The organism is Levilactobacillus parabrevis (assembly GCF_044051715.1).
Classification (GTDB): domain Bacteria; phylum Bacillota; class Bacilli; order Lactobacillales; family Lactobacillaceae; genus Levilactobacillus; species Levilactobacillus parabrevis.
Genome location: NZ_CP168688.1, coordinates 858368 through 881474, shown reverse-complemented (window position 1 = coordinate 881474; position 23107 = coordinate 858368). Strand labels below are relative to the sequence as shown.

General features: G+C 50.1%; 15 protein-coding genes. 3 read left to right on the top strand and 12 right to left on the bottom strand.

Features of this window, described 5'->3' with window-relative positions; genetic code table 11:
* Positions 1-253 precede the first annotated feature (253 nt).
* Positions 254-2548: an RNA polymerase recycling motor HelD gene (gene helD / locus ACEPSU_RS04210; protein ID WP_395322921.1), complete on the bottom strand. Its 2295-nt coding sequence runs from the start codon at positions 2546-2548 to the stop codon at positions 254-256.
* A gap of 295 nt (positions 2549-2843) precedes the next feature.
* Here helD and ACEPSU_RS04205 point away from each other — a divergent pair, with 295 nt between their 5' ends.
* Positions 2844-4700 carry a cation:proton antiporter gene (locus ACEPSU_RS04205; protein WP_395322920.1) on the top strand — a complete coding sequence of 619 codons (1857 nt, stop codon included), beginning with the start codon at positions 2844-2846 and terminating at the stop codon, positions 4698-4700.
* Positions 4701-5375: 675 nt separating this feature from the next.
* The gene (locus ACEPSU_RS04200; RefSeq protein WP_395322919.1) at positions 5376-6035 is read left to right on the top strand and encodes a histidine phosphatase family protein; all 660 of its coding nucleotides are present in this window, start codon (positions 5376-5378) and stop codon (positions 6033-6035) included.
* 737 nt (positions 6036-6772) lie between these two features.
* On the opposite strand, the gene ACEPSU_RS04195 is transcribed toward ACEPSU_RS04200, so the two are convergent.
* From ACEPSU_RS04195 to ACEPSU_RS04165, 7 genes are all read right to left on the bottom strand, one after another.
* Positions 6773-7732 carry an ABC transporter ATP-binding protein gene (locus ACEPSU_RS04195; protein WP_020089035.1) on the bottom strand — a complete coding sequence of 320 codons (960 nt, stop codon included), beginning with the start codon at positions 7730-7732 and terminating at the stop codon, positions 6773-6775.
* A complete protein-coding gene (locus ACEPSU_RS04190) occupies positions 7732-8832 on the bottom strand; it encodes an ABC transporter ATP-binding protein (protein WP_020089036.1) in 1101 nt (366 codons plus the stop codon). Before ACEPSU_RS04190 ends, ACEPSU_RS04195 begins: the two co-directional genes overlap by 1 nt.
* A gap of 13 nt (positions 8833-8845) precedes the next feature.
* Positions 8846-9871 (bottom strand): ABC transporter permease, encoded by a 1026-nt coding sequence (locus ACEPSU_RS04185; RefSeq protein WP_020089037.1) that lies wholly within the window; start codon positions 9869-9871, stop codon positions 8846-8848.
* An 11-nt stretch (positions 9872-9882) separates the two neighbouring features.
* A complete protein-coding gene (opp3b, locus tag ACEPSU_RS04180; RefSeq protein ID WP_020089038.1) occupies positions 9883-10812 on the bottom strand; it encodes an oligopeptide ABC transporter permease in 930 nt (309 codons plus the stop codon).
* A gap of 192 nt (positions 10813-11004) precedes the next feature.
* Positions 11005-12633: a peptide ABC transporter substrate-binding protein gene (locus ACEPSU_RS04175; protein WP_020089039.1), complete on the bottom strand. Its 1629-nt coding sequence runs from the start codon at positions 12631-12633 to the stop codon at positions 11005-11007.
* A 995-nt stretch (positions 12634-13628) separates the two neighbouring features.
* A complete protein-coding gene (locus tag ACEPSU_RS04170; protein WP_395322918.1) occupies positions 13629-15254 on the bottom strand; it encodes a peptide ABC transporter substrate-binding protein in 1626 nt (541 codons plus the stop codon).
* A 557-nt stretch (positions 15255-15811) separates the two neighbouring features.
* Positions 15812-17443 carry a peptide ABC transporter substrate-binding protein gene (locus ACEPSU_RS04165; protein ID WP_395345296.1) on the bottom strand — a complete coding sequence of 544 codons (1632 nt, stop codon included), beginning with the start codon at positions 17441-17443 and terminating at the stop codon, positions 15812-15814.
* A gap of 569 nt (positions 17444-18012) precedes the next feature.
* Here ACEPSU_RS04165 and hflX point away from each other — a divergent pair.
* Positions 18013-19290, top strand: a complete 1278-nt coding sequence (hflX, locus tag ACEPSU_RS04160) for a GTPase HflX (protein WP_395322916.1) — start codon at positions 18013-18015, stop codon at positions 19288-19290.
* 802 nt (positions 19291-20092) lie between these two features.
* Here hflX and ACEPSU_RS04155 read toward each other — a convergent pair.
* The 4 genes from ACEPSU_RS04155 to ACEPSU_RS04140 are packed head-to-tail and all read right to left on the bottom strand — an operon-like array spanning position 20093 to position 22999.
* Positions 20093-20746 (bottom strand): amino acid ABC transporter permease, encoded by a 654-nt coding sequence (locus ACEPSU_RS04155; RefSeq protein ID WP_027825936.1) that lies wholly within the window; start codon positions 20744-20746, stop codon positions 20093-20095.
* 19 nt (positions 20747-20765) lie between these two features.
* Positions 20766-21404, bottom strand: coding sequence for an amino acid ABC transporter permease (locus ACEPSU_RS04150; protein WP_020089045.1), 639 nt, complete (start codon positions 21402-21404; stop codon positions 20766-20768).
* Positions 21401-22237, bottom strand: coding sequence for a transporter substrate-binding domain-containing protein (locus ACEPSU_RS04145; protein ID WP_395322915.1), 837 nt, complete (start codon positions 22235-22237; stop codon positions 21401-21403). Before ACEPSU_RS04145 ends, ACEPSU_RS04150 begins: the two co-directional genes overlap by 4 nt.
* Before the next feature lie 21 nt (positions 22238-22258).
* Positions 22259-22999, bottom strand: coding sequence for an amino acid ABC transporter ATP-binding protein (locus ACEPSU_RS04140; RefSeq protein WP_020089047.1), 741 nt, complete (start codon positions 22997-22999; stop codon positions 22259-22261).
* Between the last annotated feature and the right edge of the window lie 108 nt (positions 23000-23107).

The window sequence follows — 23107 nt, the reverse complement described above, 5'->3', positions numbered from 1 at the left end:
GCGGGTGGTGAAAAACGCACTTAGCCGTAGCCTGTCAGGGATGGCGCCAGCCATGACAGCGACGTTAGACCGGGCGTTTGTTTCTTCCCGGCCTTACATCGCAGGACGTACTTGAAGACTCGCGGTTCTGGCGAGGCCTCAAGTCGAGGCGAGAGACCACTCCATAGGCTCTCACCGGTCCCACAGCAGGTGGAATTCCTGACAGGCGGAGGCGACTGTTTTTACCACCCGGTAAGGCGTAATACACACGCAGTTAGACCATTTCATACTCATCGGTTGGGACGTCGCTCAGGAGTGGGGAAACCTCGCCCACCGCCACCAAGCTCAGCCGATGCATCGCCCGCGAGCAAATGGTGTAGAGCAACTGACGCTCATCATCCGCTCCAAAGCGACTGGCCGACGCTTGCCATACAATGACAGCATCGAATTCCAGCCCCTTGGCCAGGAACGATGGCACTACGATCAAGCCCGGTGCCAGTCGTTGATTTTCCGACTGGATCAGAGTGACCGCTACGCCTTGGTCCCGCAACTTTTCAGTCAAGTCCCGGCAATCTGCCAGGTCCTTACCAATAATCGCAGTCGTTTCGTCCTCAGCGTCGTTCTGCTTGACCAGATCAATGACCCGTTGTAACCCATCTGCTTCATCCGCAGCGACCGTGACCGTTGGTAATTCACCCTCACGATCAAAGGCCGTGACTGCTTCACCATTTTTCAAGATATGCTTGGTGAAGTCCGTCACCTGCTGCGTCGACCGGTACGACTGCGTTAACTGGACGACCTTAGTCTTGTCCGGGTCAAACATCGTACTGAGTTCCTGCAGCAACGTACGGCTATTTTCCTTGGTAAAGATGGCCTGGTTCAAATCCCCCAGCATGGTGAAACGGGCGCGAGGAAAACTGAACTTCAGGAATGCAAGTTGAAAGGCATTGTAGTCTTGAATTTCATCCAGGAAGACGTAACGCATGTCGCGCTCGCCGGACTTCCCGGTCATCTTATCGTAGAGGTACAGGTACGGCGTGGTATCAACCAACTGCATGCTGTGATCACGCAACTTGGCCACAGACTCTTCCACACTGGCCTGCCAATCCGCCATGCTGATGTGATAATCACTCAGCTCAATGCGGTTCGGCACGTCCCGTAGCATGTGCACGTACTGGTTATTGATACTCAGGAATCGGGCCCGCACGATGGCCTTACGAATCGGGCTAAACGCCTGCATGACAACCTTTCGCGCTAAGAATTGGAATTCCTTATCTGCGGATTCAAACTCCCGTGGTTCATCCCCATACAACGCATTCAGATGTTCACGGTCGAGGTCCTGAATCGTCTCCTCAACCCACTTGGTCTTCATTTCGCTGGAGATCCGCCGGTTGAGAATCCGAATCAAGGCTTCCTTCGTTGCCTGGAGCCGGTTGGCCAGGTGATAGTTACGGTTAAAGCTGTAGTAAATTTCTTGGATTTTTTCTTTCGGGATAAAGACTTTCCCGTTGAATTTAATATTTCTGAAGACCATATCGGTACTTTCCAAATGATCGGCGTAACCGGTCACGGCATCGAAGAACTCCAGACTCCCCTTCAGGCGACTGATGCGCTCCTGAGCTGGGGTGTTGGTTTCACCGAACCGTTGGGCCAGCGTTTCCACGTCGATCTTCGGTAAGCGACGACCAGCGTACTGGTAGTACGTCATCTGGACCATGTTGTGCTCACCGAGTTCTGGCAAGACCTGGTCGATGTAGTCGTTGAACAGTTGGTTCGGCGAGAACAGCATGACTTGGCCGGCCGTCAAATGGCCCCGGTAGCGGTACAACAGGTAGGCGACCCGTTGCAGAATCGCCGCCGTTTTCCCAGACCCCGCGGCCCCCTGCACGAACAGCAGGTCGGAGCCGGTGTCTCGGATGATTCGGTTTTGTTCCTTCTGAATGGTCGTGACAATACTCTTCATCTTGGTATCAGAGTGTTCGCTCAGTGCGGACAGCAGCATCTGGTCGGTCACCGTTTGGTCGGTGTCGTAGAGCGTGATGATCGTGCCGTCCTCAATCTGAAATTGCCGCTTGAGTTGGACGTCCACAGTCTGTTCCCCATCGGGCGTCTGGTAGCTGACGTCACCCAACTCGCCATCGTAGTAGATGCTGGAAATGGGTGCCCGCCAGTCGTAGATCAGAAAATGGTCGGGTGAATCGGAAAACGATCCCAGGCCAATGTAGATGGTTTCTGGCTTGGACTTGGCCCCCTCTTGGAAATCAATACGGGCAAAGTAAGCCTTCTTCTCCAACCGCTTCAGTGTCGACAGTTCAGTCGTGGCATGTTGCCAGCTGTTCTGACGTTCAGCCAACATCTGTTGTTGCTGACGCACGGATAGCGCCGTTTCCAAAATTCCTTCATAACTGTCTGTCTTGATTCGTAAGTCGTTGACGAAGTTCTTGCGAATCCCCGCCTCGTCATCCTCGGCAGAATCGATCCGCTTCTTGGATTCAGTCTGCGCGACCTTGATCTTCGCGACCACTACATCTAAATGTTCTTGCTCATGAGCCTTAATTGAATCTGGCAAGCCAATCCCTCCTCGAATTAACCGGGCAACCTAGTCGTGAAATACCTAATCATCATCTCTTAACGCCGCCTATGTAGACCGTCAGGGTCAATGGCTGACGGGCCTCACTTTGCAGGCCCCTCATTTTCACCGATACCGCTTACGCTCCCCCGGATTCAGCGCCGCTAAGGCTAATAATTCGACTTTCAATTCTACACTTAATCCCCCTATAAATAAAGGAATGTGACTGCTTAATGTCGGCTAGTTTCGTCCAACTTTGTTATAATTGAGGAGATATTTTTTCGGGGGTGACATTATGGACCAAGTTTCCTTATTAATTATTCTGACCGCCGCGTTAATCACGCCGCTAGTCATGGCGAAATTCAAGCTCACCGTGCTACCGACCGCCGTGGTGGAGATCCTAGTCGGCATCATGCTGGGACCGAGTCTTTTCAATATCGTTCACACCAACGATACGTTAACTTTATTATCAAACACCGGGGTCATCTTCCTGATGTTTCTCAGTGGGATGGAGATCGACTTCAGCCTCTTCAACCGCCGCAAACAACCACAGACGCCACTGGCCGCCAAAGTTGCTGGCAGTGCGCCCAAGTATTCACCGGTCTTCATCGCCGTCACGAGCTACGTCGCCGTGGCCGCTAGTGCGCTGCTACTTGGCTTCATCTGCAAGTGGACCGGGCTCTTCAAGGATCCTTGGTTAGCCGCAATTATCTTCATGACGATTTCTCTAGGGATTGTCATCGCGACGCTGAAGGAAAAGGAACTGCTGAGTAAGCCCTTTGGCCAGACCATCCTGTTGATTGCCGCATTGGGGGAAATTATTCCCCTGTTCGCCCTGACCATCTATGCCTCCATCTTCGGTAAGGGGGGCAAGTCTCTCTGGCTATTGCTCCTCGTCTTCCTGGCTGCCGGCATCCTGTTCCGTCGATTCAAGCCGTTCTTCACCTTCTTCGAAAGGATCAACAAGTCCACGACCCAACTGGATATTCGGCTAGCCTTCTTCCTGATCTTTAGCATGGTGGTCATCGCCGAATCCGTGGGGGCCGAGGGAATTTTGGGTGCTTTCGTTGCTGGGATCGTCATGAAACTTCTACAACCCCAAGAAGACACTCGGACCCGGTTGGACGGTATCGGTTATGGGTTCTTTATTCCGATGTTCTTCATGATGAGTGGGGTCGAACTGAACCTACGGACGCTACTCTCCGACTCCGCCACACTGCTCCTGATTCCCGCCTTTCTCATCGCCTACCTACTTGCCAAAGCCGCGGTCTACTTCATTCTGCGGCTACGGTTCAAGCGCGGTAACGCCTTTGCCGGAATGGCGATCACGTCAGCCACGATCACCATGGTTCTGGCCGTCTTACAAGTTGCCAAAACGATGAAGGTCGTTACCAGCCAACAATCTGGTGCCTTCCTGTTGGCCGCTATTTTGACCTGTGTACTGGGACCCCTGCTATTTAACACCGGCTACACCGCTGAAGCTGAAGACTTGAAAAAGTCAACCGTCCACTTCATTGGGACCAACCTCCTAACGGTGCCGGTCGCCCAACAATTGGCGGACAGCTGGTATGACATCAGCATGTACACCGATAAACAAGCCAACTACAAGACCTACAATTCCGAGGTCAACGTGTCCCTGCTGGATTCACTCGACACCGACTACGTCACGGACCAAAATGTCTTTGACGCGGATATCGTCGTGCTGGGTCATTTTAATGCCAATAAAAATTACGAGCTCGCCAAGGCAGCCAAGGCTTACGGCGTCAACCGGGTCATCGTGCGCTTCGAGGATCGCAACGTTCTCGATGAACGAGAGGACGAGCTGACCGATCTGGGAATCGAGGTCTACAACACGCCAAACGTCAACATCGCCATGCTCCGGAGCCTGATTGAAGCACCAACAACCCTACGAATGATGACGGCCTCATCCTCTGCCGTCTACGAAGTGGCGCTACGCAACCGCCGCTACACCGACCAGCAGATTCGCAACCTGGACTTTGTGGGTGACATCACTATCAGTCAAATCTTCCGTAACGGTCACTTTATCCGGCCGACTGGCAGTACCATGTTGAAGTTCAACGACCGGATTATCTTTACGAGTACGCCGGAAAAGGCTCGTGAAATTCGGCGCGAACTAGGCATTCTCAATTAAAACTGTTACAATGATACCCGCCGATTACTGTTGGTTGTGTCGCCTTCGGCTGCCAGGGGTTCCGCCTGCTATGGGGTCGCTTCCAGCCAAAGACCGGGCTTCCAGCTTGACTTGAAGCCGCGCCCAAAAACAGCGTGTCTCCAAGGTCAACCCGTGCTGTAAACTGACCAAAAAAGTCAGTTAACACCACCGACACAGCTGGCTACACCCCTGGCCTCCTACGGCTTGGCAACACAAGTAATCGCGACTTAGCATTTACCGATTGAATTCTAACTGCTCACAATTGGTAATATCCGTTTGGACTCGTCTATTTCATCCATAAACTGGCTAATTATGCCTGTAGAGCGATGCCACCCAGTATTTAATTAAAATTGAATTCAAATCTTGGCACTTCGACAAGATTTGAATTCAATCGTTAGTTTAGCCGGAGGAAGTCAGAAACGTAGCCGGCCGTGCTTATGGTGTTAGGACGGGCGCTCGGTTTTTCCCGTTCTTACACCATGGGACGAGCTTGGAAACTCGTGGTCCTTGCGAGGTTTCAAGTCGAGGTTCAAGACCGCTCTTTGGCTTGAACCGGTCCCCACAGCAGGCGGAGTTCCTGACAGCCGCAGGCGGCAATTTCCACTAAATTAATCACAGACACAAGTCACATTTAATTTTAAAGGAGCGAATGACATGGCGACAGTTGAACTTTATTTGGTCCGTCACGGCCAAACCTTTCTGAACAAGTATTTCCGTATTCAGGGGTGGATCGATGCCCCGTTGACCGACAAGGGTCTGGCCGATGCCAAACGCGCTGGTGAACGGCTAGCCGATATTCCTTTTGCGGCAGCCTACGCCAGCGATATGTCGCGGGCACAACGCACCGCAGACATCATCCTTGCCGCTAATTCACTCGACCAGAGCGCCCTTCAGACTGAACCCGCTTTCCGTGAAGAAAGCTTCGGATTCTTCGAGGGGATGGACGAAGGCGAAACCTGGCACACGGTCGGCAGTCCCAAAGGATTTCACACCTTCGACGACATGATTGCCGGTCTGACGATTGAGAAGACCAAGGACATGTTCCACGCCCAAGACCCTTACGGCGATGCCGAGGACAACGCCGCCTTCTGGGCCCGCCTCCAACCCGGCTTCGACCGCGTGGTGGCTGCGGCTAACGATGGCGATAAAATCATGATTGCCACACACAGCACGACCATCCGGAGCACTGTCTCCAAGTTCTCCGACATCGACATCTCAATTCCCGTCGACAACGGCAGTATCACCAAGTTGACCGTCACCGATGGCCAGTATCACGTCGACTACTACAACAATTCTGAGGGACCTGTGCTTTAGGTTCCCCGCTTGCAAATAAAATCACTGAACGCCAAACCACTCGCTGGTTTGGCGTTTTTTTTGGCGTAATGGCAGTTGCGGCGAGACACTATTCAGGGACCCATTCTCTGCAGTCTCGATGCTCGTGAACCCGCCAGTTAACGCTGGTTACAACGCCAATCTAGGTTTGGCTAACCGAACAACTAGCCGTCATAATGATTAAGTTCCGATAAAGTTCGCGTCTTCCGTGCGACTAAATCTGTAAAAATTACATTAGTAGTAGTGTAGGGACTATTTCTAATAGCACTCCTATACGATTCAGTGTTCAGATCCGGCAACGCATAAAGACAAAACTAGCTTAGCCGAAGGAGGTCAGTGATGGCGCCAGCCGTGACGACGGTGTTAGCCCGGGCGCTCGTTTCTTCCCGGGCTTACACCGTGGGACGCGTTTGGAAACTCACCGTATTTTGGTGAGGTTTCAAACCGAGCCGGAAGCCCGTCCTTTGGCTGAAGGCGGTCCCCACAGCGGCAGAATCACTGACAGCCGCAGGCGACCAGTTTTGCCCTTTGAAGTTGCAAAAAGGCCCAAGAGCTGGATTGCTCTTGGACCCTTTGTAAGGCGTTCTTTGTGGTTATGTTGCCGAAACGTGTTCCGCGAGGCAGCCGGTTCCGCTTAACCCCACTAAGCCAGAAATCCAGAATCGGGATTTCCATCTTAGCGACGTTAATGCTCGCCGACTCCCGCCTCGCTCCACACTCTACTCCTTAATCAATGACGCTTCCTGGGCACGTTGCTTGTACATGAAGACTTCATCTTCCGCAGCGCGGACCCAGTGGCGTGGTGCGATTTCTACCAAGTGACGTTCCTTACCGTCATTTTCTTGGCTACCGTCGTAAGCAATCTCTTCCCGGGTCCGTTCAAACTCTGGATCGGGTACTGGGACGGCTGACAACAGACTCTTGGTGTAGTCGTGTAATGGATGGGCGTAGATTTCGTCGGCATCGGCGATTTCTAGCATCCGGCCATAGTGCATGACCCCGATACGATCGGAGATGTACTTGACCATGGAGAGGTCATGGGCGATGAACAGGTACGTTAAGCCCTGTTCCCGTTGTAGCTTCTTCATTAAGTTAACGACTTGTGCTTGAATCGACACGTCCAAAGCGGAGATGGGTTCATCGGCGATCACAAACTTGGGGTTCACGGCCAACGCCCGCGCAATCCCGATCCGTTGCCGTTGCCCACCAGAGAATTCGTGGGGGTACCGACTGGAGTGGTCCTTGTTCAGACCCACCGTTTCCAATAAGTCTTCGACCTGCTTGGTCCGGTCGGCGTCGTCCTTGGCGAGGTGGTTGATATCAATCCCCTCGGCCACGATGTCCTTGACCTTCATCCGTGGATTCAGTGAGGCATAGGGATCTTGGAAGATCATCTGCATCTCTTGGCGGAAGTCATGTTGGTCCTTCTTACTCGTAAAGGAATCGACGTTCTTACCGTCAAACAGAATTTCACCGGATGTTGGTTCATACAGGTGAATGATGGCCCGACCAGTGGTGGTCTTACCTGAACCAGATTCACCCACTAATCCAAAGGTCTCACCCTTGTAGATATCGAATGAAATGTCATCAACGGCACGCACTTCATCGGCTTTACCCACGTTGAAGTACTGCTTGAGGTGCTTGACCTCGAGGATTTTTTCGGCATTTTCGTAGTCCATTATTGCTGTTCCTCCTCTTCTTCAACTGGTGTGGTTGACTGTTGGGTCTTCAACCAAGCCTTCTGCATCGTCGCGTACTTCTCTTGCCGTTCAACGATCTGTGCTGGTGGCGTCACCTTGGGTGCATCCGGATGGAGCAACCAAGTCGCCGCATAGTGCGTATCGGAAACCTTGAAGAACGGTGGCTCCTGTTCCGTATCGATCTTCAATGCGTAAGCGTTCCGAGCCGCAAAGGCATCCCCAGTTGGTGGATCCAGCAAGTCCGGTGGCGTCCCAGGAATCGATGGTAAGGAATCCCCACTCGAATCCAACGTTGGCATCGAGCTCAACAGTCCCCACGTGTACGGGTGCTTAGGATTGTAGAAGACTTCATCGACGGTGCCGTATTCTACGATCTTACCCGCGTACATGACGGCGACCCGGTCGGCCATCCCGGCAACCACCCCTAAATCATGGGTGATAAAGATGATCGACGTTGAAATCTTGTCTTGTAGTTCCTTCATCAAATGCAGGATCTGTGACTGAATGGTTACATCCAAAGCAGTCGTTGGTTCATCGGCAATCAGGATCTCGGGGTAGTTGATCAACGCAATCGCAATCACGATCCGTTGCCGCATCCCACCAGAGAATTGGTGAGGATAGTCGTTGATCCGGTTTTCAGCATCCGTGATCCCGACTAACTTCATCATTTCCAAGGCTTGCGCCAAGGCTTTTTCCTTCTTCATGCCCTTGTGGACCATTAAGGGTTCAGCAATCTGCCGCCCAATCTTCATGGTTGGGTCCAACGAAGTCATTGGATCCTGGAAGATTTCGGCGATGTCTTGGCCCCGAATGGCTTGCATTTCCTTCTCGCTCTTCTTCAATAGGTCTTGCCCCTTGTAGACGATCGAGCCACTGGTAATATCGGCGTTTGACGCATTCAGACCCATGATGGTCCGCGTCGTAACGGATTTCCCAGAACCAGATTCCCCAACAATGGCAAGTGTTTCACCTTTCCGTAAATCAAAGCTAACGTTCCGAATGGCCTTAACGTCACCGGCATAGGTCTTGAAGTTAACTTGTAGATTCCGGACCTCTAAAATGTCTTTTTCGTTATCCATGACGTCACCTCACCTACTCTTTCGTCCGCGGATCAAATGCATCCCGCAACCCATCACCCAAAAGGTTAAAGGCTAACATGATGATACATAGGATCAGTGCTGGCCACCACATCTGATAAGGCAGGAACTGGAAGTTCTTTTGCCCATCATTTAACAGTGTCCCTAACGAAGCTTGCGGGGATGAAATCCCGATCCCAATATAGGACAGCGTGGCTTCGAAGAAGATGGCACTAGGAATGGTAAACATCGTGTTAATGATGATGACACTCGACAGGTTAGGCAGCAGATGCTTGAAGGCAATCTTGAACGAGCTTTCACCCAACGTTCTCGCCGCTAAGATGTACTCTTGCTCCTTGATTTCCAGCGTCTGCGCTCGGACCAGCCGGGCCATGTTCACCCACGAGGTTAACGCGATGGCGATAATGATCGACGCCATCCCGGGTTTCAGAATCAAAATCAACAGGACGATAACGACCAGGTTAGGAATGGACAGGATGATTTCAATGACCCGTTGCATGAAGGTATCAACCCGTCCCCCTTTCCAACCGGAGAATAACCCGTAGGTCACCCCAATTGTCAAGTCAAACAGTGTCGCAACTAACGCAATGATCAGGGAGATCCGTGTCCCGTACAGAACCCGGGAGAACAAGTCCCGCCCTAAGTAGTCGGTCCCCATGATGTAATGCACACCAGTGGCACCAGCTTGCTTGTAAGCATCGACCCGTTCACCGGCCTGAACCAGCGTTCCGTTGAACCCGTTGATCCCAATTCCAGGAATCTTTGAGGGTAAGTTTGCGTATGATGGATTCACGGCATTTGGATTGTGCGGTGAAACGAAGATGGAGCCGAAAGCTAGTAAGAAGATGATTCCTAAGAGAATCAGAGACACCCAGGCGCCCCGGTTCTTCTTTAACCGCCGCCAAGCATCCTGTGTAAAGGTCAGTGACGGTGCCGCAATCTTTTCACTATCTAAAGCCGCACGGTCATCGGCCGTGATGGGCTTAAAGCTATCTTCTGGGAGTTTTACTGTATCTGCCATTTATTTACCTCCTAGTTAGCCTTTCCTGTAAGCCGAATCCGTGGATCAACGATTCCGTAAAGGATATCAGTGACTAACAGAACGACACACAACATGAATGAATAGATGATGGTTAAGCCCATGATGGTTGGGTAATCGTTGGTCAAGACGGACTTGACGAACTGTTCCCCAATCCCGGGGATGGAGAAGATGTTTTCAACAACCATCGACCCGGTCATGATGTTAACCGCTAAAGGACCCACAATCGTGATCAGCGGGATCAAACTGTTCCGCAGTGCATGGTGGTAAATAACCCCCATCCGACTCAGGCCTTTAGCCTTGGCTAACTCAATGTAATCCGAACTCAACACATCGACCATTTCCGTCCGCACGAACCGCGCCGACTCGGCTAACGGCGTCGCGCCTAACGCTAAGGTTGGCAATACCGTGTAGATAAAACCTCCCCATTCGGCGATTGGGAACCAGCCTAACTTCAACCCCAAGTAGTACTGTAACAGTACGGCCAGAACGAAGGAAGGAATTGAGATCCCTAAGATGGAAACAACAGTCGTCGTGGTGTCGACCCACGTATTTTGCTTCATCGCACCGAAAGCACCGATGATGATTCCGACAATGACACCCACAATCATGGCTTGCAGCCCAATCTGTAAGGATGGTCCAATCCGGCTAGAGAGCAGGTAGGACACGGGTTGGTCACTGAACTGGAATGAAGTCCCGAAGTTACCTTTGACGGCCCCTGCTAGGTACAACAGGTACTGCTGCCAAACCGGCTTATCCAACCCATATTGCTGGTAAATCAATGCAATCTGGCTCTTGGACAACTTGGCTTGGTTCGTCAGTGGCGTCCCGGGTAACAACTTCATCAGGAAGAAGGTGACGGTAATAACGATGAATAAGGTCAGGATCAGATAGAAGATCCGCTTTGCTAGGTACTTTGCCATTTGTTTACCTCTCAATCAGTAGACTTATTCGTTACCGTTAAGTTGTTAAGCTTAACAAGAATTATATGAAAACAACAAGACGATAAATGATTGCTATATATCGAAAAGTAAGGACTAACTGCTTCGTTAATCCTTACTCCCCGATTAAAACTATAACGTTCTCTTACGCGTAATGACTAATATTAGATTCGATTATTTGGCAATGTATGCCTTACTGAAGTCCCAGTTAGCGCCGGTTGGGAAGTAGGTAACGCCCTTGACCTTAGACTTGACCAGTTGTGATTTCCCTTGTTGGTACAGTGGGATGATCCCTTGGTCCTTCATCAACGTCTTTTGAGCATCAACTAAGTCCGTCCAACGAGCGGCTTCGTTGTTTGCATCCTTACCATCAGCAGCGGCAATGTCCTTGTTGTATTCGGCATTGTTCCACTTCCCACGGTTGTAGGAGTTGGTCTTCGTGAACATTTCCAAGAAGGAGATAGCGTCAGGGTAATCAGCACCCCAGCCAGAAACAACGGCTTGGAATTGTCCATTTTCAGAACGTGCTAAACGCGTCTTGAATGGCAGGCTTTGGTTGGTAACCTTGATGTTACCCAACTTAGACCATTGACTTTGAACGAATTCCAACGTGTTCTTACCAGCTGGCGTATCGTCGGCCATCAGCGTCAAGTTGTAGCTTGAACGACCGGTTTCCTTCAGTGCCTGCTTCCATAACGTCTTCGCCTTAGCTAAGTCATGGTTAGTAGCTTCTGGCACGTATGAAGCGGTGTTGAAGTCCTTACCCTTGTAAGACATCAGACCAGTTGAGACCAGACCCTTCGTTTGCGTTGAGCCATCGGCTAAGACCTTGTTGACGAATTGCTTCCGGTTGATTGCCAAGGACAATGCTTGACGCGCCTTCTTGTTCTTCATCATACTGTCTTTCCGTTGGTTCATTTCAATGTAGAAGGTTGAAGCCCCTTTACGTTCAACGTATTGCTTGTCATTCTTGTAGTTCTTAGGTTGTTGACCACTCAGGTAAGTTGCATCCAGCTTGCCACTCTGGTATTGACTCAAAGCAGTTTGTGGATCCTTCATCGTCTTGAAGTTAATCTTCTTCAGTTTAACATTCTTTGCGTTCCAGTACTTAGTGTTTTTACTCAACGACCAGTTATCAGACGTCCCGGTCCAGTAAGTTAACTTGAATGGCCCGTTGTAGACGTTGCTCTTGGCGTTCGTGGCAAACTTCTTACCGTACTTATCAACGACTGCTTTACTTTGTGGGAAGAACATGGGACTCGCAACTAATGATGGGAAGTAGCTCGTTGCTTGCGTCAACGTGACAACCACTTTGTAATTGCCTTCCGCCTTGATCCCTAAGCTAGAAACTGGCTTCTTGCTAGTCATGATTTCGTTGGCGTTCTTCACAGGTGCGTACATGTAAGCATATTGTGAAGCGGTCTTAGGATTAACGGTGCGTTGCCAGGCATAAACGAAATCTTTTGCCGTAACTTTGGTCCCGTTACTCCAGTTAGACTTCCGTAAGTTGAAGGTATACGTCTTACCGTCTTTAGAAACCTTATAGCTCTTGGCAACCCCAGGGTGAACCTTACTGTTCTTACCGAACCGTAACAGACCTTCATTGGTGTTGTTTAAAGTTTCTCCAGAAACCACGTCAGTTGCTGTCGCGGAATCCATTGATGGTAAAGCTGAATTTTCCATCCAATTTAACGTTTGTTTGCTAGCCTCGCTAGAACTGCTTGACGATGACCCACACGCTGCGAGCAATACTGCCGCGAACGTAGCCACCGTCCCGAGTTTGACTGCCGAATTGATTTTCATTGATATCCAACCCCTCTATGTGTTGTTAGTGAAATAAATTGACATCCTCAAATTTGATGTTTCCAATTGTATATTAGAAAACAATTAAAATCAATGGTAAAAACTAATAAAATTTAAATATGCAGTTATAAACGCCGTTGGGCTGGGATTCGTTGTGCAAAAATAAAATTTTTGAGTATAATTTTTCTCATTTTAGCGATAGCCTCGAGATAACGCTTACATAAATATTTACCTATTATACATTCATTTTGATTGGTCACCGTACCAACCAATCTTCACACCTCCCCGATAGACCTCGTCCGACAGCAATCACTAAGTCCAGGTGTCACCGCCATGTCAGGTAACAGCTGATACGTCGGCGTTACAGTCAACCGTTAAGTCAGGAAAGCCAAGAACATAATTGGCTATTTTAATGGTCAAGACGCACCGCCCTTCCTGCCTATTCGCGGCTGATGGTCCGAGTTCACCTGCTATTAATTTATGAATATTATTCAATTTATGGAGGAACTCGAATTATGAGAAGATTGCCACTGCTTTTGATCAAAAATGAAATCGACCCTGAACGAACGCAAAAGCCACCGTAAATCGCTTTAAAATCCCCCAGACGACGATAGACCGGCTCTATCTACCACATGGACGCTAATCCTATGCAAACGCACCAGCAGGCTCCCAGGACGGTATATCTCTTTGAAGCAGAAAAAGAGTTCTCCAAAGCCAATTAAGCTTCGGAGAACTCTCGATAATATTATAGGATACAAGCAGATACAGTGGCGACTGCATAGCTAACGTCGTGTAGCCGGAGGTGGCCAGGGATGGCGCCAGCCGTGACAACGGTGTTAGACCGGGCGCTTGATTCTTCCCGGCCTTATACCGTGGGACGTGTTTGGAAACTCACTGTACTTTGGTGAGGTTTCAAACCGAGCCGGAAGCCAGCTTTTTGGCTGCGGGCGGTCCCCACAGCGGCAGAATCCCTGGCAACCGTAGGCGATCAAACGCTATTTAGCAATGTAGGCCCGACTGTAATCCCAGTTGGCGCCGACTGGGAAGTAGACGACACCCTTGACCTTAGACTTCACTAATTGTGGCATCCCGGTCTGGTAGAACGGAATGATCCCTTGGTCCTTCAACAGGACCTTCTGGGCATCCACGAGGTTCTGCCACCGAGCACTTGGCTTGTTGGCATTGGTAATGGTGGCATCGTTGATCAGCTTGTCGTAAGCCTTAGAAGACCATCTCCCGTTGTTGTACGTGTTCCCCGTGGTAAAGAGGGACAGGTCGGTGATTGGATCCGGGAAATCAGCACTCCAGCCACTGACAACGGCTTCGAATTGGCCATTTTGGGACCGGGACAACCGCGTCTTGTAAGGAATGTTAGAGTTCGTCACCTTGAAGTGATCCAACTTACCCCATTGACTTTGGATATACTCAGTTGCGGATTTACCAGCTGGCGTATCGTCACCCATTAAGGTCAGTGAGTAACTGGTCCGGCCAGTTTCCTTCAAAGCTTGGTTCCATAACTTCTGAGCCTTAGCCAAGTTGTAATCCGTTGCTGATGGCACGGTTGCTTCCTTGGCAAAGTCCTTGCCGTCGCGGATGGCTAACCCGGTAGAAACAATTCCAGTTGCTGATGTCGAACCATCTTGCAATACCTTATTTACGTATTGCTTACGGTTGATAACCATGGACAGGGCTTGACGGGCCTTCGTGTTCTTCAGCATCGTATCCTTCCGTTGGTTGAGTTCGACGTAGTTGATCCGAGAACTCTTCCGGGAATGGAATTCTTTGTTATTCTTGTAGTTCTTTGGTTGTTGGCCACTCAGTGAAATGATGTCCAACTTACCACTCTGGTATTGACTCAACGCCGTCTGTGGATCCTTCACGGCACTGTACTTCACGTGCTGTAACTTCACGACCTTAGCGTTCCAGTACTTCTTGTTCTTAGTCAGCGTCCAGGTATCAGAAGTCCCAGACCATGATGTCAGCTTGAACGGCCCATTGTAAACGTTGGTCTTGGCGTTGCTAGCGTACTTGCTACCGTATTTATCAACGGCACCCTTATTCACAGGGTAGAAACATTGTTGCGCAACCAGCGTTGGGAAGTAACTTACTGGGTGAGCCAGCGTGACGACTAACTTGTAGTCTCCATCCTTCGCAACCCCCAGAGCAGCTGGCGCCTTCTTGCCATTCATCACCGCATTCGCATTCTTAATGTCGGCGTAGAGGTAAGCGTACTGTGAACTGGTCTTCGGCGCAACGGTCCGCCGCCATGCGTAGACGAAGTCCTGAGCAGTCAGCTTCTCACCGTTACTCCATTGTGATTTCCGGAGGTTAAACGTGTAAGTCAATCCGTCCTTAGATTTGGTATAACTCTTCGCCAACCCGGGCAGCGTTTTACTATTCTTACCGAATCGCAATAGGCCCTCACCCGTGTTGTTCAGTGTCTCACCGGAAATGATGTCGGTGGCCTTGGCGTTATCCATTGACGCTAACGCGGAGGTCTCCATAACGTGAACCGTTTGATTCTTGGCCTTATTATCGTTGGAGCTGGTACCACACGCCGCTAACGAAATCGTCGCTAACGCCGCCACCGCCCCTAACTTGGCAATTGACTTAACCTTCATATAAATTCCGACCCCTTCACAAATTATCCTCAAGTGACATGACGTTGAGTAACATACTAGATTATAAAACGATGAGAATCAATAGCGAATTTTAATCTTAAGCTTTGGAAATAGCGACAAATGCCGCAAACATTGGGTTACTGCCATCTGAAAAATATTTCAATAGGCACCATTTAGGACTGATAATGCACCTAGTAAGACCGCCACTACCCGTACTCATCCCCCAAAAGCTTCCCAGTGAACATCAAAAAGAGCTCCCAGAAGTCAGTTACAACCTCTGAGAGTTCCCGATAAAATTTAACAAATATAACCACATCACCGGCGAGCGACAACTAATCTGTGTAGCATAAGCCGGAGGATGCCAGAATGGAGCCAGCTGTGTCGATGCTGTTAGCCCGGGCGCTAGGTTCTTCCCGGGGTTACAGCATGGGACGAGCTTTGAGCTACGCCCGAACCTGGCGTGGCTCAAAGTCGAGGTGAAAGACCGCTTCTCAGGCTTTCACCGGTCCCCACAGCAGGCGGAATTCTGGCAGCCGCAGGCGACACAGACTCACAGATTATTTGTTAGCGATGTAAGCTTTGCTGAAGTCCCAGTTAGAGCTGACAGGGAAGTAAACCACACCCTTGACCTTGGACTTAACCAATTGTGGCTTACCACTTTGCGAAACAGGGATGATCCCTTGATCCTTCAACAGAACCTTTTGGGCATCAACCATGTTCTGCCAACGAGCGGCTGGCTTGTTAGCGTTCGTCGTCGTGGCATCATTGATCAGCTTGTCGTAAGTCTTGTTCGACCACTTACCATTGTTGTAAGTGTTGTCGGACGTGAAGAGTGACAAGTCGGTGATTGGGTCTGGGAAGTCGGCTCCCCAGAGGGTAACGACGGCATCAAATTGACCAGAGGCAGACCGGGATAACCGGGTCTTGTATGGCAAGTTTGAGTTGGTAACCTTGAAGTTAGAGAGCTTGGACCATTGACTCTGAACATATTCAGTCGTGCTCTTGCCTTCGGCGGTGTCATCAGCCATCAAGGTCAATGCGTAGCTCTTCCGGCCAGTTTCCTTCAACGCTTGCTTCCAAAGCTTTTGCGCCTTAGCAACGTTGTGTTCAGTGGCGGCAGGAATCGTGCCTTCCTTGGCAAAGTCCTTGCCGTTACGGATAGCTAAACCACTGGTAACGATCCCAGTAGCGACCTTAGAACCATCGTCCATGACCTTGTTGACAAATTGTTTCCGGTTCAAGACCAGAGACAAGGCTTGACGGGCCTTCTTGTTACGCATCATGGAATCTTTCTTTTCGTTCAATTCAATGTAAGTGACCCGAGAACTGTTTCGAGCATGGTAATCCTTGTCGTTCTTGTAGTTCTTAGGTTGTTGACCGCTCAAGTAGATGGCATCCAGCTTACCACTCTGGTATTGGCTCAGAGCGGTTTGCGGGTCTTTAACGGCGCTGAACTTGATTTTGTCCAACTTCACGTTCTTAGCATCCCAGTACTTGCTGTTCTTAGAAAGCGTCCAGTTGTCTGACGTCCCCGTCCAGTAAGTCAGCTTGAACGGTCCGTTGTAGACGTTATCCTTGGCATTCGTGGCGTACTTCTTACCGTACTTCGTCACGGCCGTCTTGTTTTGTGGGAAGAAAGCCGTCTGAGCGACTAACGTTGGGAAATAGCTGACTGGGTGAACCAGGGTGACCTTAACCTTGTAGTCGCCAACAGCCTTGATCCCTAACGTGGAAACGGCCTTCTTGCCCTTCATGATGGCGTTGGCGTTCAGTACATCAGCGTATAAGTAGGCGTATTGTGACCCCGTCTTCGGGTTGACAGTGCGTTGCCACCCGTAAACGAAATCGCGAGCCGTTACTTTGTCTCCGTTACTCCAGTTAGACTTCCGCAAGTTAAATGTGTAAGTCTTTCCGTCCTTAGACTTGGTGTAACTCTTGGCAACCCCGGGATGGGTGCTACTGTTCTTACCGAACTTCAGCAGACCTTCACCCGTGTTGTTCAACGTTTCACCGGAAACGACATCGGTTGCCAGCGAATTATCCATCGTTGGTAAGGTAGAACTTTCCATCCAGGTCAAGGTTTGATCCTTAGCCTGCTTGCTACTGCTAGAAGAAGTGCCACACGCTGCTAATGAAACTGTTGCCAGCGCTGCCACCGCTCCTAATTTAACGATTGACTTTACCTTCATAAAATTCCGACCCCTCTAAATATGTAATGCTCACATTGCGACGTTAGTTTTGGCTCGCGTCATCGACCGGCGGGGCATTGTGCCCGCACACCCCTCACGGAAGATGTCCGACTTACAACCACCCTAATCATCGATTGTCCGAAAGTTAACGGCGCAAATGGGACTTGCCTGTTGACTAAGCAACAGCAACCATTGTAGATTAAAGTTCTATGAGAATCAATACTGATTTCTAATTTTTTGAAAATTTATTCACTTTTTTGGAGGTCACCCTTGTGTTCACCCCCACTGAGCAAACTCATATTCACCAATGAATGTAGCTGTATACGCTGTCAGATAGGCATTCATTACCAACAATTTTTTATTCACTCGTGCTCACGTCATTTTACCTAAAAATGAGATATCAATAATAATGCGTTTTTAAGTTCATTAATTTTGCTCGACCGTTACCACGCCATCTCACCCAAACCGTCTACAAGACTGCGCCAGCCTTACTTACCCCGGCTAATCTTTATTCGTCAGTGAGCAAACATGTTATACTCAAGTCATAGACTTTAAAGGAGGGTGATCTTTTGGAAGAAACCCCACGTACACCCGTCATCACGATTGGTCTAAACGCTGGTCAAGCCACGTTTAACTACTCCATGACGGAGCTTAGAAATTTGGTGGAAGCCAATAACATGACCGTGGCAGAAGAGATTCAACAATCTTTGACTAAGCCCAATCCCGGGACCTACTTTGGTACTGGGAAGGTTGAGGAGTTAGCCCAAATTGTCGCTGACGATGGTGTCGACATCATTATCGTCAACGATGAGCTGACTCCCAGTCAGATTCGAAACCTGGAGAACGGGACGAAGGCCAGAATCATTGACCGGACCGGTCTGATTCTTGAAATTTTCGCTAACCGGGCACAGTCTCGCGAAGCTAAGTTACAGGTTCAACTGGCCATGTTGCAATACCAACTGCCCCGCCTGCACACCAGCGCCTCACAACGACTGGACCAGCAGACCGGTAGCGGCGGTGGCGGTGGCTTCACCAACCGTGGTTCTGGTGAATCACAGACTGAAATGAGTCGCCGGACCATCCAACGTTCCATTAACCACGTCAATCACGAACTCAAGGAAATCACCCAGGCAGCGGCTACCCAACGGCAACAGCGGGAACGTAACGAATTACCTTCCGTTGCCCTAGTCGGGTACACCAACGCTGGGAAATCAACGTTAATGAACGCCCTCGTCCGTGAATTCGGGAAGAGTGAAGACAAGCAAGTCTTCGTGAAGGATATGCTGTTCGCCACGCTGGATACCAGTGTCCGGCAGTTAGTCTTCCCCGACCAAAAGAAGATGCTGTTGAGCGATACGGTTGGGTTCGTGAGCCAACTGCCAACCCAACTGGTCAAGGCCTTCCGTTCCACGTTAGCCGAAGCAGCCAGCGCCGACTTACTGGTTCAGGTCGTGGATTATGCCGATCCGAACCGCGAGGCCATGATGGCCACCACGGAGAAGACACTGGAAGAAATCGGTGTGACCGACGTGCCAATGATCACGGTCTTCAACAAGGCTGATTTGACGGAAGCAAGCTATCCTAGCCGCGTCGGCGACCAACTGATTCTGTCAGCCAAGGATCCCGATTCCATTGCCATGTTGGTCAAGGCAATGAAGGAAAAGGTCTTCCACAACTACGTCACCGCCAACTTCCTGGTACCTTTCTCAGACGGCGAAATCGTCTCTTACTTAAACGAAAACGCCAACGTTCTGGATACCAACTACGAAGCTGAGGGAACGGCCCTGAAGGTTGAGCTACAACAGGCTGACTTCGACCGTTTCAAGAAATTCGTGGTTACTGAATAAATCAAAAAGATCATCCCCACATCAGTTGAGGATGATTTTTATTTGGTACTGGTTACTACTGGTCGTTGTCAGGCCTCCGGGCCGGTGAAAATGGGCCGTGACGCTGAGGGCGAACGTTAGTGGTTGTCGCCTGCGGCTGTCAGGGGTTCCACCTGCTGTGGGGACCACTTCCAGCCAAAGAACGGGCTTCCAGTTCGGTTTGAAACCTCGTCAGACCCAGACGAGTTTCCAAACACGTCCCGCGATGTAAGACCGAAGAACATGGTCTAACATCGCCGTCACAGCTGGTTCCATCCCTGACCTCCTCCAGCTAAGCTTCAGTCCCAATCGACCTAGCCAGCTGTCCCACGTTCCATGCTAAAATTAGAAATATCAGTTCCACGCAAAATAGCCATCAATGCACTCAAACTGAATGTGTTGATGGCTATTTTCAATTTATCTAAAATTCATTACACTACCAGCTCAACGGCCAGTTTATGATTGTTAGCAGCTTTCACGTACCGACAACTAGTTGTTGATCACCAATGCCCCACGGTCACAGCCCCAAACATAACTTTTGTTAGAGCTGTCACGTAGAGCCGGAGGCAGCCAGGGATGTAGCCGGCCGTGACGATGCTGTTAGCCCGGGCGCTAGGTTCTTCCCGGGGTTACAGCATGGGACGCGTTTGGAAACTCGCATGAACCTCGCGAGGTTTCAAACCGAGCCGGAAGCCCGCTCTTTGGCTGCAGGCGGTCCCCACAGCAGGCGGAATCCCTGGCTGCCGCAGGCGGCACATCACCACAACACATCCCTAACACAACCTTAGGCTTGGCGCTTCTCTAAGTAGCGTGATAGGAGCGACAGCAGGTAACAAACGATGAAGTACATCAAAGCAATCGCCACGAACATTGGAATAATGTAATTGGTGTTTTGCCCGTAAATGATCTGTGACCGGAACAACATTTCTGGTAACAGGATAATCGTCGCCAAAGACGTGTCCTTAACCAGTGAGATGAATTGGCTCACGATGGCCGGAATCATTTTGACTAAAGCTTGCGGCAACACGATGTGCCACAGACCTTGCCAGTAAGTTAGCCCGTTAGCTCGGGCCCCTTCCATCTGACCGGAGTCGACCGCTTGAATCCCAGAACGCACAATTTCAGCAAGCATTGTGGATTCAAAGATGGTCATGGCGAGGATGGCCGCCGGAATAATCTCCGGCTTAACTCCCAGGTTGGGTAAACCAAAGTAGGTAAAGAACAGAATCAACAACAGTGGCAGGTTCCGAATCACATCGATGATGAACCCAACGACTGCCGATAAATATTTGATCTTCACATAACGAATCACACCGAGAATCGACCCGATAATAAAACTCCCAATGATCGAGACGACGGAAACCAGAATCGTAATCCATAAGCCCCCGAGCAGGTAGCGCAGGTTGTCGGGAGAATAGGCATCAATAAAGTTTTGCAGCATAATGATTCTCCTCCCCTTAAGCTAACCGCTTTTCCAAGTAGCGCATGTAGTAACTGATTGGCATCGTAATAATCAGGTAGAGGACCCCGACAGCGGAGTAAGCCGCCATGGTTTCCAGTGAGCTTGAGGCGATGACGTTTCCTTGGTACATCAGGTCAAACCCACCGACAAAGGCTAACGTCGAAGAGTTCTTGACCAAGTTCACGAATTGATTTCCCAGTGGTGGGATGACGTAGCGAAAGGCCTGAGGCAACACCACGTAGCGCATGGCTTGCCAGTACGTAAACCCATTTGACCGGGAGCCTTCCATTTGACCGGGATCGACGGACTGAATGCCCGCCCGCACCGTTTCGGCGATAAAGGAAGACGTGTAGAGTGTCAATCCAATCGTCCCGGCGGTGAACCCGTTCATCTTGACCACGTATAGCGGGAAGACGACGTAGAAGAACATCGTGATTACCAGCAGTGGAATATTCCGGAAGAGCTCGATATAAGCCCGCGCGATTCGCCGGCCAATCTTGCTTGGTGATTCCTCCAGTAAAGCGAAGAACGTCCCAATTATCAGACTAAAAATCAATGCGATGAGGCTACACAATAGCGTTTGGCCAAGGCCATAGAGGAGTGTGCCTCCGTATGCTTGAAAGATATGAATCATTCTTTAGCCGCCTCCTTGTAGTCAAAGCCCTTCACGTTGTGGAACCACTTGTGAAGAATCTTGTCATATTCACCATTCTCACGCAACTGCGTCAGCGCCTTGTTCACGGACACCTTGAATGGCTCCTGGTTCTTGTCGATTGCAATCCCATAAGGTTCGGAGACGAACGTGCCCCCAGTAACCTCGTAGCCAGGGTTCTGAACGGACATCCCGTAAAGAATCCCGTTATCGGTCGTCAACGCTTGACCTTGACCGGACTTCAAAGCGGTCATGGCTTGCGCGTAGTCGGTCAATTGAAGCACCTTGGCATCGGGAGCGACCTTCGCCACATTTTGCACGGAGTCCGACCCCACAACACCGAGGACGGTCCCCTTCTGTTTGTTTAAGTCCTTCACGTTCTTGATCCGACTACCCTTCTTGACCAGCAGTGACTGCCCGGCAAAGAAGTAGGTTTTCGAGAAATCAACTTGTTTCCGCCGTTCTGGTGTGTTGGTCATCGTGGCAATGATGGCATCGATGTTCCCATTTTTCAGCATCGGCATCCGTGTTGAACTCGTCACCTGAATGAATTTAGCCTTGGCATCCTTACCGAGCATCTGCTTGGTCAATGCCGTAGCGAGATCCACTTCAAAGCCTTTAATTTGATTGTCCTTGGTGTCGAGTAACCCAAAGAGTCGGGTATCCGCCTTGACACCCCAAGTAATCGTCTTGTCCTGGCGGTCCGTCTGCAACACATTGCGTTGTGACAGCGGCTTATGGCCGCAAGCACTGGCGACCACCGTCAATGTTAACAGGGTCAGAACTAAGCCGAGGATTCGAATAAACTTTTTCATATGTCGTGTTCCTCCCCCGTTTTAGTGTGTAATAATTTTGCTTAAGAATTGACGCGCCCGTTCATTCGTTGGTTGCCCATCGAAGAAGGTTTCTTTAGAGTCATCTTCCAGAATCCGGCCATCCGCCATGAAGATAACCCGGTTGGCTACTTCACGAGCAAATCCCATTTCGTGGGTCACGACTAAGGTAGTCATACTGGAGTCCCGCGCGATGGTCTTCATAACGTTCAGCACATCATCGATCATTTCGGGATCCAAGGCACTGGTTGGTTCGTCAAACAACAGACACTTAGGTTTCATTGCCAGCGAGCGGGCAATCGCGATTCGTTGCTGTTGCCCCCCGGATAATTGGGAAGGCATCTTTGGTGCTTGATCAGCCAAGCCCACTCGGTCGAGCATTTCCATGGCAACCTTTTTGTTTTCGTTTTCGTCACGGTGCAGCACGATTCTTGGCGCTAACATGATGTTTTCAAGAATTGTTTTGTTGGCGTATAAATTAAAGTGTTGGAACACCATTCCCACGTTCTTACGGATCCGGTTCATATCGGTCTTGGGGTTGGCGAGGTCCTGACCGTTTACAATCAGTTGCCCATGGCGAATCGATTCCAGACCATTGATGGTCCGAATCAACGTCGACTTCCCAGACCCAGATGGTCCGATCAGCACGACCGTTTCACCGTCCTCAATCGTCAGATTAATGTTATGCAGTGCGTGAAAGCTACCGTAGTATTTTTCAACGTTGTGAAATTCAATCATTGACATAAGTCTTTCCCTCCACTAACTAAAGTATTTGCCCAAAGGCGACTCCCACTCCTGAATTTTTATTCCGTGTTTTTTGAGTCTAGGTTAAAGTTTAAACCAAAAAAATAA

What these genes read in the sequence shown, in the direction of transcription:
- ACEPSU_RS04205 (WP_395322920.1), top strand. Translation starts at nt 2,844, where the DNA reads ATGGACCAAGTTTCCTTATTAATTATTCTGACCGCCGCGTTAATCACG.
- ACEPSU_RS04200 (WP_395322919.1), top strand. Translation starts at nt 5,376, where the DNA reads ATGGCGACAGTTGAACTTTATTTGGTCCGTCACGGCCAAACCTTTCTG.
- ACEPSU_RS04195 (WP_020089035.1), bottom strand. Translation starts at nt 7,732, where the DNA reads ATGGACTACGAAAATGCCGAAAAAATCCTCGAGGTCAAGCACCTCAAG.
- ACEPSU_RS04190 (WP_020089036.1), bottom strand. Translation starts at nt 8,832, where the DNA reads ATGGATAACGAAAAAGACATTTTAGAGGTCCGGAATCTACAAGTTAAC.
- ACEPSU_RS04185 (WP_020089037.1), bottom strand. Translation starts at nt 9,871, where the DNA reads ATGGCAGATACAGTAAAACTCCCAGAAGATAGCTTTAAGCCCATCACG.
- opp3b (WP_020089038.1), bottom strand. Translation starts at nt 10,812, where the DNA reads ATGGCAAAGTACCTAGCAAAGCGGATCTTCTATCTGATCCTGACCTTA.
- ACEPSU_RS04175 (WP_020089039.1), bottom strand. Translation starts at nt 12,633, where the DNA reads ATGAAAATCAATTCGGCAGTCAAACTCGGGACGGTGGCTACGTTCGCG.
- ACEPSU_RS04170 (WP_395322918.1), bottom strand. Translation starts at nt 15,254, where the DNA reads ATGAAGGTTAAGTCAATTGCCAAGTTAGGGGCGGTGGCGGCGTTAGCG.
- ACEPSU_RS04165 (WP_395345296.1), bottom strand. Translation starts at nt 17,443, where the DNA reads ATGAAGGTAAAGTCAATCGTTAAATTAGGAGCGGTGGCAGCGCTGGCA.
- ACEPSU_RS04150 (WP_020089045.1), bottom strand. Translation starts at nt 21,404, where the DNA reads ATGATTCATATCTTTCAAGCATACGGAGGCACACTCCTCTATGGCCTT.
- ACEPSU_RS04145 (WP_395322915.1), bottom strand. Translation starts at nt 22,237, where the DNA reads ATGAAAAAGTTTATTCGAATCCTCGGCTTAGTTCTGACCCTGTTAACA.
- ACEPSU_RS04140 (WP_020089047.1), bottom strand. Translation starts at nt 22,999, where the DNA reads ATGTCAATGATTGAATTTCACAACGTTGAAAAATACTACGGTAGCTTT.